General features: G+C 65.2%; 13 protein-coding genes and 1 pseudogene. 8 read left to right on the plus strand and 6 right to left on the minus strand.

The genetic code is table 11. From position 1 onward, the window contains the following. Positions 1-745: pseudogene (locus QZ281_RS02380) on the minus strand (pirin family protein); the annotation flags it as partial. 42 nt (positions 746-787) lie between these two features. Next, positions 788-1,276, minus strand: a complete 489-nt coding sequence (locus tag QZ281_RS02385; RefSeq protein WP_292224284.1) for an Lrp/AsnC family transcriptional regulator — start codon at positions 1,274-1,276, stop codon at positions 788-790. A gap of 164 nt (positions 1,277-1,440) precedes the next feature. Between QZ281_RS02385 and QZ281_RS02390 the strand changes: the two genes are divergently transcribed. The 6 genes from QZ281_RS02390 (at position 1,441) to QZ281_RS02415 (ending at position 10,473) form a co-directional block, all read left to right on the plus strand. After that, positions 1,441-2,673 (plus strand): thiamine pyrophosphate-dependent enzyme, encoded by a 1,233-nt coding sequence (locus QZ281_RS02390; protein WP_292224287.1) that lies wholly within the window; start codon positions 1,441-1,443, stop codon positions 2,671-2,673. A 59-nt stretch (positions 2,674-2,732) separates the two neighbouring features. Continuing rightward, on the plus strand, positions 2,733-3,800 hold the full coding sequence (locus tag QZ281_RS02395; RefSeq protein ID WP_363297237.1) for an alpha-ketoacid dehydrogenase subunit beta: 1,068 nt from the start codon (positions 2,733-2,735) through the stop codon (positions 3,798-3,800). Position 3,801: 1 nt separating this feature from the next. After that, complete coding sequence (locus QZ281_RS02400; RefSeq protein WP_292224291.1) at positions 3,802-5,457, plus strand: 2-oxo acid dehydrogenase subunit E2; 1,656 nt, start codon at positions 3,802-3,804, stop codon at positions 5,455-5,457. A 4-nt stretch (positions 5,458-5,461) separates the two neighbouring features. Beyond that, positions 5,462-5,935 (plus strand): hypothetical protein, encoded by a 474-nt coding sequence (locus QZ281_RS02405; RefSeq protein WP_292224293.1) that lies wholly within the window; start codon positions 5,462-5,464, stop codon positions 5,933-5,935. Further along, positions 5,932-7,329, plus strand: coding sequence for a dihydrolipoyl dehydrogenase (gene lpdA / locus QZ281_RS02410; RefSeq protein WP_292224294.1), 1,398 nt, complete (start codon positions 5,932-5,934; stop codon positions 7,327-7,329). The genes QZ281_RS02405 and lpdA overlap by 4 nt, the downstream gene beginning before the upstream one ends. A 297-nt stretch (positions 7,330-7,626) precedes the next feature. Continuing rightward, on the plus strand, positions 7,627-10,473 hold the full coding sequence (locus QZ281_RS02415; protein ID WP_292224296.1) for a pitrilysin family protein: 2,847 nt from the start codon (positions 7,627-7,629) through the stop codon (positions 10,471-10,473). 102 nt (positions 10,474-10,575) lie between these two features. Here the strand turns inward: QZ281_RS02415 and yihA are convergent, their stop codons facing one another. The 4 genes from yihA to rpmH are packed head-to-tail and all read right to left on the minus strand — an operon-like array spanning position 10,576 to position 13,592. Continuing rightward, the gene (gene yihA, locus QZ281_RS02420; protein WP_292224297.1) at positions 10,576-11,229 is read right to left on the minus strand and encodes a ribosome biogenesis GTP-binding protein YihA/YsxC; all 654 of its coding nucleotides are present in this window, start codon (positions 11,227-11,229) and stop codon (positions 10,576-10,578) included. Next, entirely contained in the window at positions 11,226-13,028 is a 1,803-nt protein-coding gene (gene yidC, locus QZ281_RS02425; protein ID WP_292224299.1) for a membrane protein insertase YidC, read from the minus strand. The genes yihA and yidC overlap by 4 nt, the downstream gene beginning before the upstream one ends. Then, a complete protein-coding gene (gene rnpA / locus QZ281_RS02430; RefSeq protein WP_219352688.1) occupies positions 13,025-13,429 on the minus strand; it encodes a ribonuclease P protein component in 405 nt (134 codons plus the stop codon). Before rnpA ends, yidC begins: the two co-directional genes overlap by 4 nt. Positions 13,430-13,457: 28 nt before the next feature. Further along, complete coding sequence (gene rpmH, locus QZ281_RS02435) at positions 13,458-13,592, minus strand: 50S ribosomal protein L34 (RefSeq protein ID WP_003164000.1); 135 nt, start codon at positions 13,590-13,592, stop codon at positions 13,458-13,460. Between the two features lie 85 nt (positions 13,593-13,677). Here rpmH and QZ281_RS02440 point away from each other — a divergent pair, with 85 nt between their 5' ends. Continuing rightward, positions 13,678-14,475 (plus strand): TVP38/TMEM64 family protein, encoded by a 798-nt coding sequence (locus tag QZ281_RS02440; RefSeq protein ID WP_292224305.1) that lies wholly within the window; start codon positions 13,678-13,680, stop codon positions 14,473-14,475. Next, a partial coding sequence (locus QZ281_RS02445; protein WP_292224307.1) for a HAMP domain-containing sensor histidine kinase occupies positions 14,472-15,880 on the plus strand: 1,409 nt, incomplete at its 3' end. The genes QZ281_RS02440 and QZ281_RS02445, both read left to right, overlap by 4 nt.

A 15,880-nucleotide genomic window follows, 5' to 3' on the forward strand; every position in this document is an offset into this window, starting at 1 on the left:
CCACCGGCTCGCCGCCCAGAACCATCCCCGTGGCCTGAGTGACCGCCGTGATGGTCGGTTCGGCAGTCGGCTCCAGCACGATCATCTGGCCTTCGTGGAAGGTGCGGTCGCCGATCTCGATGGAGCCCTTGGCGACGAACAGCGCCCGCTCGCTCATGCCCCCTGCGCCCTTGCCGGACGGAGGCGTGGTGCGCACGCCGGGCTGAAGCTCCCAGTGAACATAGAACAGCGGCGACGACACGGGCACGCTGGCCTTGGCGCCATAGGCCTCGCCCGCGATCAGGCGCGCGAACAGGCCGCCGTTCTCATAGGCGGGCTGAGCGTCCTCGCCCAGATGATGGAACGAGGGGTCGATCTCCTCGGCCTCTTCCGGCAGGGCGACCCAGGCCTGCATCCCGTGCATCTTGCCGCCCGTGCTGCGTTTCAGCGGCTCGGTGCGCTCGGAATGGACGATTCCCTTGCCCGCCGTCATCCAGTTGACCTCGCCGGGGCGGATCATCTGATTATAGCCGAGGTTGTCATGGTGCATGACCTCGCCCTCGAACAGATAGGTCAGGGTCGACAGGCCGATGTGCGGGTGCGGCCGCACATTGATGGCGTCGGCGCCCGGCGCGAACTCGGCCGGGCCCATGTGATCCAGAAAGATGAAAGGCCCCACCATCCGATGCGAGTGGAAGGGCAGAACGCGGCCGACCTCGAACCCGCCAAGGTCCTTGCGACGCGCATCGATCACCAGTTCGATCATGGTCTTTCCCGTCTCAAGGCGACAATCCGCCGTTCGGCAGGATTATCCGACGTGCGGCGTGACAATGCCAAGAGGCAGGGCGGTCACATTCTTCACACCGCGCGTCACGATATGGCTCTCGCAGTCCGAGACGATGCCCAGGGCCAGCAACTTCTCACGCAGGAAGCGGTCAAAGGCGTGCATGTCCGAGGTGATGATGCGCAGCACATAGTCTTCGCGCCCCGTGATGGTGGCGCACTGGACCACTTCCGGCCATTTGGACACGGCGGCCTCAAAGAGATCCAGATTCTCAGCCGACGGCAGCGACAGCTTGACGATGGCGTAGACCTCGAAGTCTAGGCCCAGCAGCTGTGCATTCAGAAGCGTGACGCGCTTCGTGATCAGGCCGGAATCTTCCAGCCGTTTGATCCGGCGCCAGCAGGGCGAGGCCGAAAGACCGACGCGATCCGCGACTTCCGCGACCGACAACCCGGCGTCTTGTTGAAGGATATCCAGGATCCGGGCGTCGATGGGATCGAGTTCGTCCGCCAATGCGTTTCTCCGATTGTGATTATCGCGAAATAAAATACCCGAAATCGGGATTTAGCAAGGTCAAATTGAGCGAGCACCTGCTTAGGCGCCGTGATATCAAGCGTACAGAGGAAACACGGACGGACCCCCGAACGGACTTGGACGCCCGCATGAACGATAAAATCATGAAAAAGAACAGTCACGCCTTGTCATTACGCGTGCCGGAACCCTCTGGGCGGCCGGGCGATACGCCGGATTTCAACCACCTGCAATTTGATCCTGCAGGCGCCGTCGAACGGCCTGAAGTCGGGGCGACGGCCTATGAAATGCGCGATCTGGCCTTCCGTCTGATTCGGGTGCTGGATGACGAAGGAAACGCCGTCGGTCCGTGGAACCCCCGTCTGGACCCCGAGACGCTGCGTCGCGGCCTGAAGGCCATGGTCCTGACCCGCGCCTTCGACGACCGGATGCACCGCGCCCACCGTCAGGGCAAGACCAGCTTCTACATGAAGTGCACCGGCGAAGAGGCGATTGCGGTCGCACAGGGCATGTTGCTCAGCCGCGAGGACATGGGCTTCCCCACCTATCGCCAGCAGGGGCTTCTGATCGCGCGCGGCTATCCGCTGGTCGAGATGATGAACCAGATCTACTCGAACGCGGCGGACCCGATCAAAGGCCGCCAGCTGCCGATCATGTACTCGTCCAAGGAGTACGGCTTCTTCACCATCTCGGGCAATCTAGGCACCCAGGTGCCGCAGGCCGTCGGCTGGGCCATGGCTAGCGCCTACAAGGGTGACGACAAGATCGCCATCAGCTGGATCGGCGACGGCGCAACGGCCGAAGGCGACTTCCACAACGCCCTGACCTTCGCCGCCGTCTATCGCGCCCCGGTCATCCTGAATGTGGTCAACAACCAGTGGGCCATTTCGTCCTTCATGGGCATCGCGGGCGGTCTTGAGACCACCTTCGCGTCCAAGGCCATCGGTTATGGGCTTCCGGCCCTGCGCGTCGACGGCAACGACTTCCTGGCCGTCTGGGCTGCGACCCAGTGGGCCGAAGAGCGCGCCCGCACCAATCAGGGCGCGACGGTGATCGAACTGTTCACCTATCGCGGCGCCCCGCACTCGACCTCCGACGACCCCAGCCGCTATCGCCCCGGCGACGAGCACGAGAAATGGCCGCTGGGCGATCCGCTGGAGCGTCTGCGCCAGCACCTGACCCTCATCGGCGAATGGGACGACGAGCAGCACGCCGAAGCCCTGAAGGCCGCCGTCGAACTGGTTCGCGCCGCGGGCAAGGAATCCGAGGCCATCGGCACCCTGGGCCAGTCGCGTCCCAGCGTGAAGACCATGTTCGAAGAGGTCTATGCGACCGAGGACTGGCGTCTGGTCGAACAACGTCGCGAAGTCGGGGTCTGATCATGAGCGAGCAAACCACCTTCACCAACGCCGACCGCACGGACGGCATCGAACCCGACATGGTCGACCAGAAGGCAGCCCCGGCATCGCAGGCAGCGGGCGCGGGCGTCGTTTCCATGAACATGATTCAGGCCCTGAACTCGGCCATCGACGTCAAGATGACCGAGGATGGCAACGTCCTGTCGTTCGGCGAGGACGCGGGCTATTTCGGCGGCGTCTTCCGCGTCACCGACAAGCTACAGCAGAAGCACGGCCTGACGCGCAGCTTCGACACCCCGATCAGCGAATGCGGCCTGGTCGCCGCCGCCATCGGCATGGGCGCCTATGGCCTGCGCCCGGTCGTGGAGATCCAGTTCGCCGACTATATCTATCCGGCCTATGATCAGATCGTCTCCGAGGCGGCCAAGATGCGCTACCGCTCGGGCGGTCAGTTCACCTCGCCCATCACGATCCGCAGCCCCTATGGCGGCGGCATTTTCGGCGGCCAGACCCACAGCCAGTCGCCGGAAAGCCTGTTCACCCATATTGCGGGCCTGAAGGTCGTCATTCCGTCCAACCCCTATGACGCCAAGGGCCTGCTGATCGCCGCAATCGAAGACGATGACCCCGTCATCTTCTTTGAGCCGAAACGCCTCTACAACGGCCCCTTCGACGGCTGGCACGAGAAGCCTGTCAGCCCGTGGAAGATGCAGGAACTGGCCCAGGTTCCGACCGGCAAATACGTCGAGCCCATCGGCAAGGCCCGCGTCATGCGCGAAGGCAATGACGTCACCATTCTGGCCTATGGCACCATGGTCTGGGTCGCGCTGGCGGGCGCCGAACATGCGGGCGTGGACGCCGAGGTCATCGACCTGCGCACCCTGGTTCCGCTGGACATCGAGACCATCGAGGCCAGCGTCAGGAAGACCGGCCGCTGCGTCATCGTGCATGAGGCGCCGAAAACCTCGGGCTTCGGCGGCGAACTGTCGGCTCTGGTTCAGGAGCGCTGCTTCTATGATCTGGAGGCGCCGATCGCGCGCGTGACCGGCTGGGACACGCCCTACCCCCACGCCTTCGAGTGGGAATATTTCCCCGGACCGCAACGGGTTTCAGACGCCTTGAAGAGCGTCATGTCGGGAGGTCGTTGATATGGGTCGTTTCGTCTTCAAACTGCCCGACGTGGGCGAAGGCACCGCTGAGGCCGAACTGGTCGGCTGGCACGTCAAGGTCGGCGACACCGTCGCCGAGGACCAGATCGTCGCCGACGTCATGACCGACAAGGCCACTGTCGAGATCACCGCCCCCGTCTCAGGCAAGGTCATCGCCATCCACGGCGAGCCCGGCCAGATGATCCCCGTGCGCGGCCCTCTGGTCGAGTTCGAGGTCGAGGGTGCGGGCAACGCCGACGACGCCCCCGCAGCAGCCCCTGCGCCAAAACCCGCCGCAGAAGCCGCGCCCAAGCCCGCATCCCAACCTGCACCCAAGCCAGCGCCTGTCGCTCCGGCGCCCATCGCGGCGGCTGGCGGCAACTACGTCTTCAAACTGCCTGACGTGGGTGAAGGCACGGCTGAGGCCGAACTGGTCGGCTGGCACGTCAAGGTTGGCGACGCAGTCGAGGAAGACCAGATCATCGCCGACATCATGACCGACAAGGCCACGGTGGAGATCACTTCGCCTGTCGCTGGAACCGTCGTGGTTCTGTACGGCGAAGCGGGCCAACAGGTGCCGGTCGGGGGGCCGCTGGTGTCGTTCAACGTCGAGGGCAAGGGCAATGTCGCCTCTGCTCCCGCCAGCCTCACGGCCTCCCCCGCCGCGCCCAAGACGGACACGCCCGCCCCTGCACCGGTCGCCAAGGCCGCGGCCGCGGCAACAGCGTCGTCCGCCAAGCCGGTTCCCGCCCTGACCGGCCGCACACCCGGCGAACGCCCCTCCGCCTCGCCTGCCGTGCGTAACCGTGCGCGTGATCTGGGCGTGGACCTGACCTTCGTGCCGGGCTCAGGCCCAGCCGGACGCATCACCCACGAAGATCTGGACAGCTTCATCGCGCGCGGCGGACAGGCGCCGACCTCCGCCCCTGCGGCGGGCGGCTCGCTCTATGCTCCAGCCGAAGGTACGACCGAGGTCCGCATCATCGGCCTGCGCCGCAAGATCGCGGAGAAGATGGCCGAGAGCGTGCGCCGCATTCCGCACATCACCTATGTCGAGGAAATCGACATGACGGCGCTGGAGGAGCTTCGCGCCCACCTGAACTCAACCAGGGCCAAGGATCAGCCCAAGCTGAACATCCTGCCCTTCATCGCCCGCGCCATCGTGGTCGCCCTGCGCGACCAGCCCCAGATCAATGCCACCTATGACGACGAGGCGGGCATCCTGACCCAGCACGCTCCGGTGCATCTGGGCATCGCCGCCCAGACGCCGAACGGCCTGATGGTGCCGGTGGTCCGCCACGCCGAGGCGCGCGATCCCTACGACACAGCCCTTGAAATCGCCCGCGTTTCCGGCGCGGCCAAGGACGGCACGGCCAAGCGCGAGGAGCTGTCCGGCTCGACCATCACCATCACCTCTCTGGGCACGCTGGGCGGGGTGGTCCACACCCCGATCATCAACCACCCCGAGGTCGCCATCATCGGCCCCAACAAGATCGCCGAACGCGTGGTGGTCAAGGACGGCCAGATGGTCGTCCGCAAGATGATGAACCTGTCCTCCAGCTTCGACCACCGCATCGTCGACGGCCATGACGCGGCGGTCTTCGTCCAGCGGATCAAGAACCTGCTGGAGAACCCGGCCACGCTTTGGATGGGGTAAGGCGATGAGCCGGGCAATCGTCATGGCCGCTATGCTGCTGGCGATTGCCGCGCCATCCCTATCCTATGCCTGCACACCTGCTTCTCAGGCTGAGGAAGAGGCCCGACAGTCACGCGATGTGGCCCGGTCCACCACTATCTACGAAGCAAAGATCGCGGATACGGCGCCCGGCCCATACGACAACTCGTGGAACTTCAGCCTACGCGCGACACGAAACATCTGGGGCGAAACACCGCCCACAGAGTTGAGCCTGACGTTCGAACTGGGCGGCTGCAACAACTGGTTTTTCTTGCTGGATGACGAGAGCGACGACAGGCCTCACGACGGCCAGGAGGTTGTCGTCTTCGCGACATCAGAAGCGTTTTCCGACGCCTCGCAGCTCTACATCACGCGCGCTGACAGTCCATTTTCAACCTACTTCTTTGACCGTTGGAGTGCGATGCGCGCCGAACGGACAAGCCAAACAGAAGCACAATGACCCAGACCCTCAAAACCAAAGTCCTGATCATCGGCGCTGGCACCGGCGGCTATGTCGCTGGCATCCGTTGCGGCCAGCTTGGCCTCGACACTGTGCTGGTCGACGGCGGCGATGGATTGGGCGGCACCTGCCTGAACGTCGGCTGCATTCCGTCCAAGGCCATCATCCACGCCGCGGGCAAGTTCGAGACGGTGGCCAAGGCGGCTGGCGGCGGGACGCTGGGCATCACGGCGGCCGCGCCCGCCATCGACCTGAAACAGACGGTCGCGTGGAAAGACGGAATCGTCCGTAAACTGAACAATGGCGTCGCGGCCCTGCTGAAGAAGGCCAAGGTCAAGGTCATCAAGGGCTGGGCAAACTTCGAGGACGCCAAGACCTGCGTGGTCAAAACCGACGACGGCGATGTGAAGATCACCGCCGAACACGTCATCCTGGCCACAGGGTCCGAGCCGGTCGAACTGCCCTTCCTGCCTTTCGGCGGCGACGTCATCTCCTCGACCGAAGCGCTGAGCCTGCCCGAGGTTCCCAAGAAACTGGTCGTCGTCGGCGGCGGCTATATCGGGCTGGAGCTGGGCATCGCCTTCAGGAAGCTGGGCGCGCAGGTAGCCATTGTCGAAATGGCCGACCGTCTGCTGCCCCTCTATGACAAGGCCCTGACCGACCCTGTCGCCAAATGGCTGGTCAGCCACGGTGTCGAACTGCATCTGGGCGCCCGTGCGGGCGGCTTCGGCAATGGCAAGCTGAACGTCACGACCAAGGATGGTGCGCCGCTGCAACTGGACGCCGACAAGGTTCTGGTCACCGTGGGCCGCAAGCCCCGCACCCAGGGCTGGGGGCTGGAGAACATGGGCGTGGCCATGAGCGGCCCCTTCGTGAAGATCGACCAGCGCTGCGCCACCAGCATGCGGAATGTCTGGGCCGTCGGCGACCTGACCGGCGAACCCATGCTGGCGCACAAGGGCTCGGCGCAGGGCGAGGTGGTCGCCGAGATCATTGCTGGCCATGACCGCGTGTTCGATCCCGTCACCATCGCCGCCGTCTGTTTCACTGAACCCGAGATCGTCTCCGCAGGCGTCGGCCCGCAGGATGTCGAAGGCCGTGACGACGTCATTCAGGCCCTCTTCCCCTTCGCCGCCATCGGCCGCGCCCTGGCCATCGAGGCGGGCGAGGACGGCGGCTTCGTTCGGGTCATCGCATCCAAGGCCGATCACCGGATTCTGGGTCTGCAGGCCGTCGGTCAGCATGTGTCGGAACTGTCGAACAGCTTCGCCCAGATGCTGGAGATGGGAGCCGTTCTGGAAGACGTCGCAGGCGTGATCCATGTCCACCCGACGCTGGGCGAGGCCTTCCACGAAGCTTCGCTGCGCGCTCTGGGCCACGCGATCCACATCTAGCGGTCTTTGAGGGCTGCACAGCCTGATCGGCGAAGACAAGCACCGGACGGGAGCGTTGATTATCAAGAATCAACGTCCTCGATCAAGATTAAAGCCCAGCTTGGATTGCGTCAGATCAAAACGATTTCAACGAACACGCCAGTCGCGTGCGCGACATCGGCTTGCCTTGCCCCTTCGCTTCTCCATCGCTCCGGCCTGACATCACGAAGATGAACCTTTGTTCATGTTCATTACGCCACGTTGCCAGATGAACAGGGGTCGCTAAGGTCGCGCCACCTGAAATTTTAGGAGACGCCCATGCGTTTCGCTCCTCTCGTCGCCATCGCCGCCCTGACGGCCGTGGCCACTCCGGTTCTGACCCTGACGCCGCCCCGGACCGCCGCCGCCCAGGCCGCCGCGCCCGCCCTGCGCGCCGCGCCGGTGTCGGAACTGGTCCGTGAAGTGGACATCCCCTACACCAAGTTCACCCTGCCCAACGGTCTGACTGTTCTGGTCCACGAGGATCACAAGGCCCCCGTGGTGGCCGTGTCGGTCTGGTACAATGTCGGCTCCAAGGACGAGCCTGCAGGCAAGACCGGCTTTGCGCACCTGTTCGAACACCTGATGTTCGGCGGTTCCGAAAATGCGCCCGGCAGCTACTTCACCCCGATGCGCAACATGGGCGCGACGGACATGAACGGCACGACCTGGTTCGACCGCACCAACTATTTCGAGACCGTCCCGACGCCTGCGCTGGAACAGGCCCTGTTCCTGGAAAGCGACCGCATGGGCTACATGCTGGGCGCCATCAGCCAGGAAACGCTCGATCTGCAACGCGGCGTCGTCCAGAACGAGAAGCGCCAGGGCGACAACCAGCCCTACGGCCTGTTCGAATACGCCCAGTTGGAAGCCCTCTTCCCGGAGGGTCACCCCTATCGCCACTCGACCATCGGCTCGATGGCCGATCTGGACGCCGCCTCGATGCAGACGGTGCGCGACTGGTTCCGCTCCAACTACGGCCCCAACAACTCCATCCTGGTTCTGGCTGGCGACATCACGCCCGAAAAGGCGCGTGAGCTGACGCAGAAATATTTCGGCCCCATTCCTGCGGGTCCGGTGAACAACCCGGCGCAGGCCGCGGTGCCGACCCTGCCCGCCCCCGTGCGCCAGACCATGCATGACCGGGTGTCCAACACCCGCATCAACATCAGCTGGGCCGTACCCGGCCTGACCGATCCCGATCTGGTGCCGTTGAGCGTCGGCGCGTCGGTTCTGGGCGGCCTGGCCAGCTCGCGTCTGGACAATGAACTGGTGCGCGGCGACCAGACCGCCGTGTCGGTCAGCTCCAGCGTGTCGGACTTCCAGCGCGTCAGCATCTTCGACATCCAGGCCGATGTTAAGCCGGGCGAAGACCCCGCCGCTGTCGAGCAGCGCATTCTGGGCATCCTGAACGGTCTGATCGCCAACGGTCCGACGCAGGACGAGATCAACCGCGTCGCGACCCAATATGTCGCGGGCCGCATCAAGGGTCTGGAGCAGGTCGGCGGCTTCGGCGGCAAGGCTGTCGCTCTGGCGGAAGGTCAACTCTATGCGGGCGATCCCGAGTTCTACAAGAAGACCCTGGCGGCCTATGCCTCAGTGACCCCGGCCCAGGTCAAGGCCGCACTGCAGAAATGGCTGACCCGCCCGTCCTTCACCGCCGTGACCCTTCCGGGCGAACGCGAGGCCTATGTCGAGGCCGCCGCCGCACCGTCTGGCGCCAACCACACGCCCGCCCCGCCCATCGAACGCGTCGCACGGATGGCCAAGCCTGAAATCGGTCAGGTCGCCAACGTCGACTTCCCGGCCGTTCAGCGCAGCCGCCTGTCGAACGGCGTCGAGGTCATCTACGCCCAGCGCGACGCCGTGCCCGCCACCAAGATCGCCGTCGATTTCGACGCCGGTCTGGCCGCCGACAGCACCTCCAAACTGGGCCTGCAAAGCCTGATGCTGGACCTGTTGGATGAAGGCACCCGCACCCGCAACGCCACGCAGTTGGCCGAGGCGCAGGAGGCTCTGGGCGCCAATATCTCGACCGGCGCCAGCATGGATCGCTCCATTGTGTCGCTGAATGCGGTGACGCCGAACCTGCAGCCGTCCGTGGCCCTGCTGGCCGATGTGGTGAAGAATCCGGCCTTCGCCTCGTCGGAGTTGGAGCGCCTGCGCAACACCCGCCTGTCCAACATCGCCGCCGAGCGCACCCAGCCAGCCGCCCTGGCCAGCCGCGCCCTGCCGGAACTGCTCTACGGGGCCAACAACCCCTATGGCCGTCCGTTCAGCGGCAATGGCGATGAGACCAGCATCAAGTCGATCACCGACGCCGACATCCGCGCCGACTACGCCAAGTGGATCCGCCCGGACAACGCAAAGATCTTCGTGGTCTCGGATCGTCCGCTGTCGGAAATCACCCCGATCCTGGAAGCCGAGTTCGGCACATGGCGCGCCGCCGCAACGCCCAAGGGCGTGAAGGACTTCTCGGCCCCGATCCCGGCGGCGACGCCCAAGATCGTGCTGATCGACCGTCCCCAGTCGCCCCAGTCCTACATCCTGGGCGGTGAGGTTCTGGCGGCTTCAGGCACCGACGACCTGCTGGTGCTGAACGCGGCCAACAATGTGCTGGGCAACGACTTCCTGTCGCGCATCAACTCGGATCTGCGCGAAACCAAGGGCTGGTCGTACGGCGTCAACGCCTCGGTCGCGGGCTTCCGCAACCGCGCGCCCTATCTGGTCACCGCCCCGGTTCAGGCCGACCAGACCGGCCCCGCCATCGCCGCGCTGAACACCCAGTTCAACGACTTCCTGAAGGGCGGAAAGGGCGTCACGGCGGATGAACTGCAGCGCACCGTCAACGGCAATACGCGCCGTCTGGCCGGCAGCTATGAGACGTCGGCCGCCGTCCTCAGCGCCCTGCGCACCAACGACCTGCTGGAACGCCCGGACAACTACCCGGAGACGGTGGCGGCGCGCACCAACGCCCTGACCACGGCGCAGCTTGACGCCGCCGCCAAGGCTGCGATCGATCCGTCGCGCTTCGTCTGGGTCGTCGTCGGCGACGCCTCGGTGGTCAAGCCTCAGCTAGACGCCCTGGGCATCCCGGTCGAGGTGCGGGCTGCGGCGACGCAGTAAACCCTCCCACCGCCAGAACGACGAAGGCCCGGAGATCGCTCTCCGGGCCTTTTTCGTATTCCCAATTCGTCAGGCTCGGGCTGGACCCGAGACTGGTGAAACTCAGTCCAGCGTCGCGCCGGTCGTACGCATGATCTCGGCGCGCAGTTCGGGCAGGCCCAGACCCTTCTCGGACGAGGTCAGGGCCACCACCGGGAAGGCGGCGGGGCGTTTGGAAATGGCCTTCAGCGTGGCCTCCTGAACCTTTTCGCCCTCGCCCTTCTTCAGCTTGTCGGCCTTGGTCAGGACGATCTGATAGCTGACGGCAGCCAGGTCCAGCGCGTCCAACGCCTCGGCGTCCACGCTCTTGAGGCCGTGGCGGCTGTCGATCAGCAGATAGACCCGCTTCAGCGTCACCCGACCGCGCAGATAGTCGCGGCCCAGGTCCTGGAACTTTTTGACTGTGGTCTTGGACGCCTTGGCCCAGCCATAGCCCGGCAGGTCGACCAGACGCAGCTTGCCGTCGAGATCGAAGAAATTGACCTCGCGCGTGCGGCCCGGCTCGTTGGAGGCGCGGGCCAGCTTGTGCATGCCCACCAGCCCGTTGATCAGGCTGGACTTGCCCACGTTGGAGCGGCCCGCAAAGGCGATTTCCGGCAGGTCAGGATCAGGCAGTTGCTCGATCTTGGCCGCGCCCATGATGAAGGTCGCGGGCCGCGCGAACAGGATGCGCGCGGCCTCGATGTCTTCGGGCGTGAAGTCGGTTTCGTCGGTCACGCGGGCTTCGGTTTCTTGAACCGGGCGATGAAGCTGTCGATGGGGTTTTCTGCCTTGTAGCGGTGCATGATGACGTACTGCTGCAGGATGGTCAGGATGTTCGACCAGGCCCAGTAGACCAGCAGGCCCGCCGCGAACGGCGCCATGATGAAGGTGAAGATCAGCGGCATGAACTGGAAGATCTGACGCTGGACCGGATCGGCCGCCGGCGGGTTCATCGCCGTCTGCAGCCACATGGTCAGGCCATAGGCGATCGCCAGCAGACCCAGGTGCAGCGGACCAGCCAGCAGACCGCCGATCAGCGGCGCCGCCGCCGGATCCCACGGGATCAGGCCGAACAGGTTCCAGATCGAGGACGGGTCACGCGCCGACAGGTCGTGAATGAAGCCCAGGAACGGCTGGTGACGCATTTCGATGGTCACCGTCAGCACCTTGTACAGGGCGTAGAAGACCGGGATCTGCAGCAGGAGCGGAAGACACCCGGCGACCGGATTGATCTTCTCGTTCTTGTACAGGGCCATCGTCTCCTGTTGCTGCTTCTGCGGATCGTCTTTGAACCGCTTCTTGATCTCCTCCATCTTGGGCTGGAGGTTCCGCATCTTGGACATGCTGGCGTAGGCGTTGTTGGCCAGCGGGAACATGATCAGCTTGACGATGACGGTCAGGGCCAGAATGGCGATGCCGAAGCTGCCGACCACCGCATAGACGTTTTCCAGCACCCAGAAGATCGGACGCGTCAGGAACCAGAACATGCCCCAGTCGATCGCATAGACGAAGCGCGGCAGGTGCAGGTTGTCCTCATAGGTCTTCAGCACTTCGGCGCGCTTGACCCCGGCGAATAGGCGCTGGGTCTCGGTCGCGGTCGCGCCCGGCTGGATGGTGCGGGTTGCGCCCAGCACATTGGCTTCCAGCTGCTGGCCGCCGTTGACGTCGCGGACGCGGAATTCGGTTTCGACCGCTTCATCCTGCTGGGGCAACAGGGCCGCCAGCCAGTATTTGTCGGTGATGCCCAGCCAGCCGCCGGTCGAGGCGTTGGCGATGCGCGGCTCTTTCAGCCAGTCCTTGTACTTCTTCTGCTCGGTGCGATAGGCGCCGGGCTTGCCGAAGGTGCCGATCGCGCCCTCATGGACGATGTGCGACGAACCGGCTGCGGGCGGCACGCCCTGACGCTGGACGCTGCCATACGGCGCGATGGTGATGGCCTGGGTTCCCAGGTTCTGGACCGTGTCCTTGACCGAGAAGACGTATTTGTCGTCGACCGACACCACACGGGTGAAGCGCAGGCCCTGCTGGTTGTCCCAGGTCAGGGTGATCGGCGTCGTCGGCGTCAGGGTCGAGCCATTCGTCAGGCTCCAGATCGTGTTGGGTCCGGGAACGCCGCCCACGACATTGGGGCCCGTCCAGCCGAACTGGGCGAAATAGGCGTTCTGCATGCCCTGCGGGCGGAACAGTTCGACCGGCTCGGGCTTGTCCTGGGTTTCCTTGTAGTCGGTCAGGAACAGGTCATCGATGCGCGCGCCCTGCAGCGACAGCGAACCCTTCAGGGTGCCCGACTGGATCGGCACGCGCGCCGCCGTGGCCAGAGCCTGGCCGCGATCGGTGACATAGGCCGAGCCTGCGGGGCTCTGACTGGTCTGACCGGCGTTGATGTCGGTCTGCGTCTTCTGCTCGGCCTGCGCCTTCTGGACCACAGCGCGGCGTTCAGCCTGCGGACGCAGAACGGTCAGCCAGTAGATCCCCAGGATCAATACCGAGCACACGATGAAGATGATCGTGTTGCGCGAATTCTCGTTTTTCATGGATTCTGGCGGTCCTGGCCGGAAGGGGCGCGGGCGTTGGAAGGCCGATCAGCCTTAGGTGTCGCCAGCCTTGTAAGCGTCGTTTTCACGTCGTCAAGCAAACGGTCCCACGCACGCTCCGTCGTGCCCATGCGGGCGATGAAGACATAGTCGCTTCCGGGCACGCCGTGGACGGCGAGCATGGCCCGCGCAGCCTCACGCAGACGGCGTTTGGCGCGGTTTCTGACCACAGCCCCGCCGACCTTGCGAGTGGCGGTGAAACCCAGGCCGATGTGCGACGAACCGTCGCCGCGCTCCAGCCTCTGGATCACCACGGCGCCGCGCGCCTCGGAAACGCCTTTGGCGGCCGCCAGAAACTGGGGCCGCCGCAACAGACGTTTGATCTGTAAAGGGTCGCTCATGCGTCCAGATGTGCGGACGCGGAGCCGCTTACGCCGTCAGGCGCTTGCGGCCCTTGGCGCGACGGCGCGCAACAATCTTCTGGCCGTTCTTGGTGGCCATCCGGCTGCGGAAGCCGTGACGGCGCTTGCGCACGAGTCGCGACGGCTGATAGGTCCGCTTCACGGTCGGCTCCTGACGTTAAAGGGTTGGGCGGCGGGGCAAGAGGCGTCCGTCGCAGGAAGGGCGGGCGTATAAGTCGCCTGTCTGGATGAGTCAACGCTCTGTGGACAAGCATTTCGAGGATGACGGCCTGATGGCGAAAAGAACGGCGAAGGAATGGGGCCTGCGGCTAGCGCCGCTTGTGGCCATCGCCGCGCTTGTGGTCCTGTTCTTCGCCATGGGCTGGAACCGCTATCTGTCGATGGAGATGATCCGCGAACACGGCCTGGGGCTGCAGGCCTATGCCCGCGACCATTGGTGGATCGCCCTGGTCGGCTTCATCGCCGTCTATGCCCTGGCCACCGCATCCACTATTCCCGGCCCTGTCTTCCTGACCCTGCTGGGCGGCATGATGTTCGGCCCCTATGTCGGGGCGCTGGCCCAATCGACGGGAGCGACCATCGGATCGGTCGTCATCTATTGCATCTACCGCACCTCGATCGGCACATGGCTGCGCGCCAAGTTTGCAGCGGACGCAGGTTTCATGGACCGCTTGGCCAAGGGCATCGACCGCAACGCCTTCACCACCCTGTTCACCCTGCGCGTCATCCCAAGCGTGCCGTTCGTGCTGGTCAACGCCACGGCGGGAATGATGGCGGTGCCGCTGCGCCCCTATATCGTGGCCACCTTCATCGGTCTGTTGCCGTCCACCTTCATCTACACATGGATCGGATCGCAGCTAGGCGACCTGTTGCGCGCAGGCGTGCGCCCGGACCTGCCGATGCTGGTGCGTGAGTTCTTCTGGCCGCTGATGGGGGTGGTCTTCCTGTCCCTGCTGCTGCCCATCGGCATCAAACTGTTCCAGATGGCGCGCGCACGCCGTGCGGCCGGAGCCGCGCCCGCATGAGCGCCCTGTTCGACAGGCTGGCGGCGCGGCTGAAACTGTCGCCCGAGGCGACCGAAGCCTGGCGCGAACGCCTGCGCCCTCGCGCGCCTGACGGCCTGTCTGCGCGCCTGCTGCTGCTGACCGTGGCCTTCACCCTGGCGGTGGAGGGGCTGATCATGGCCCCCAATCTGGCGGCCTTCCACGAGCGCTGGCTGCAGGACCGGCTGCAGGCCGCCGAACTGGCCTCGGTCGGGGTCGAGGCCCTGCCCTATTCGGCGGTTGAGGACGACACCGCCGCCGAACTGATGCGGATCGGCGGGGTGCAGGCCGTGGCCCTGACGGAACAGGGGGTGCGACGCCTGCTGCTTCAGGCCCCGAACCTGCCCCGCGCGCCCGAACTGATCGACCTGCGGCGCGAGAATATGTGGTCGCGCCTGATCGACCCCTGGCGGACCCTGTTCGGCCACCCGGACCGTTCGCTGCGGGTTCAGGCCAAGCCGCGCTATCGCTCCGGCGACTTCATCGAGATCGTCACCCCGGCCCAGCCGCTGAAACTGGAGCTGAAGGCCTTTCTGCTGAACAGCCTTCTGGTGTCCCTGCTGATTTCGGCGACAGCGGGCGCCCTGCTGTACGGCGGCCTGACCCTGCTGGTGCTGCGTCCATTGCGGCGCGTCACCCGGTCGATGGAGCGGTTCGCGGTTGATCCTGAAAGCGCTGGTGAAACCCCGTCTGACCGCCATGACGAAATCGGCCGGGTCGAACGCGAGCTGGCCCGGATGCAGGAAGAGGTGCGCCAATCCCTGCGTTCACGCGCCCGTCTGGTCGCGCTGGGCGAAGCGGTGGCCAAGATCAATCACGACCTGCGCAACATGCTGACCTCGGCCCAGATGGCGTCCGAACGTCTGGCCACCTCCGCCGACCCGCAGGTGGCCAAGGCCCTGCCGCGTCTGGAGCGCGCCCTGAGCCGCGCCGCCAATCTGTCACGCAATGTGCTGGAGTACGGCAAGAGCGAGGAGCCGCCGGCGCAGAAGACCCGCGTGCCCCTGAACGCCGCCCTGACCCTGGCCGCCGAGGACGCCGGTCTGGCCCCGGACGGGGTGAAGCTGGTCAAGCAGCTTGCCTCGCGCTTCGCTGTCGAGGCTGACCCGGACCAGTTGTACCGCATTCTGGTCAATCTGATGCGCAACGCCCGTCAGGCCATTGAGGCCGATGCCGCCCGCCCGCCCGAACAACGCGGCAAGGGCGTCATCACCGTCAGCGCCTATGCCGAGGACGGCTTCTGGGTGATCCGCATCGCCGACGACGGTCCGGGCATCCCGCCGCGTCTGGCCCAGCGTCTGTTCGAGCCCTTCGTCAGTTCCAAGGCCTCAGACGGCACCGGCCTGGGCCTGACCATTTCGCGCGAACTGGCGGCCCTGCACGGCGG

Source organism: Brevundimonas sp., assembly GCF_018608325.1.
GTDB lineage: Bacteria > Pseudomonadota > Alphaproteobacteria > Caulobacterales > Caulobacteraceae > Brevundimonas.

Coding starts and splice junctions, on each gene's coding strand:
- QZ281_RS02395 (WP_363297237.1), top strand. CDS start 2,733: ATGGTCGACCAGAAGGCAGCCCCGGCATCGCAGGCAGCGGGCGCGGGC.
- QZ281_RS02400 (WP_292224291.1), top strand. CDS start 3,802: ATGGGTCGTTTCGTCTTCAAACTGCCCGACGTGGGCGAAGGCACCGCT.
- QZ281_RS02405 (WP_292224293.1), top strand. CDS start 5,462: ATGAGCCGGGCAATCGTCATGGCCGCTATGCTGCTGGCGATTGCCGCG.
- QZ281_RS02415 (WP_292224296.1), top strand. CDS start 7,627: ATGCGTTTCGCTCCTCTCGTCGCCATCGCCGCCCTGACGGCCGTGGCC.
- yidC (WP_292224299.1), bottom strand. CDS start 13,028: ATGAAAAACGAGAATTCGCGCAACACGATCATCTTCATCGTGTGCTCG.
- QZ281_RS02440 (WP_292224305.1), top strand. CDS start 13,678: ATGAGTCAACGCTCTGTGGACAAGCATTTCGAGGATGACGGCCTGATG.
- lpdA (WP_292224294.1), top strand. CDS start 5,932: ATGACCCAGACCCTCAAAACCAAAGTCCTGATCATCGGCGCTGGCACC.
- rnpA (WP_219352688.1), bottom strand. CDS start 13,429: ATGAGCGACCCTTTACAGATCAAACGTCTGTTGCGGCGGCCCCAGTTT.
- QZ281_RS02390 (WP_292224287.1), top strand. CDS start 1,441: ATGAAAAAGAACAGTCACGCCTTGTCATTACGCGTGCCGGAACCCTCT.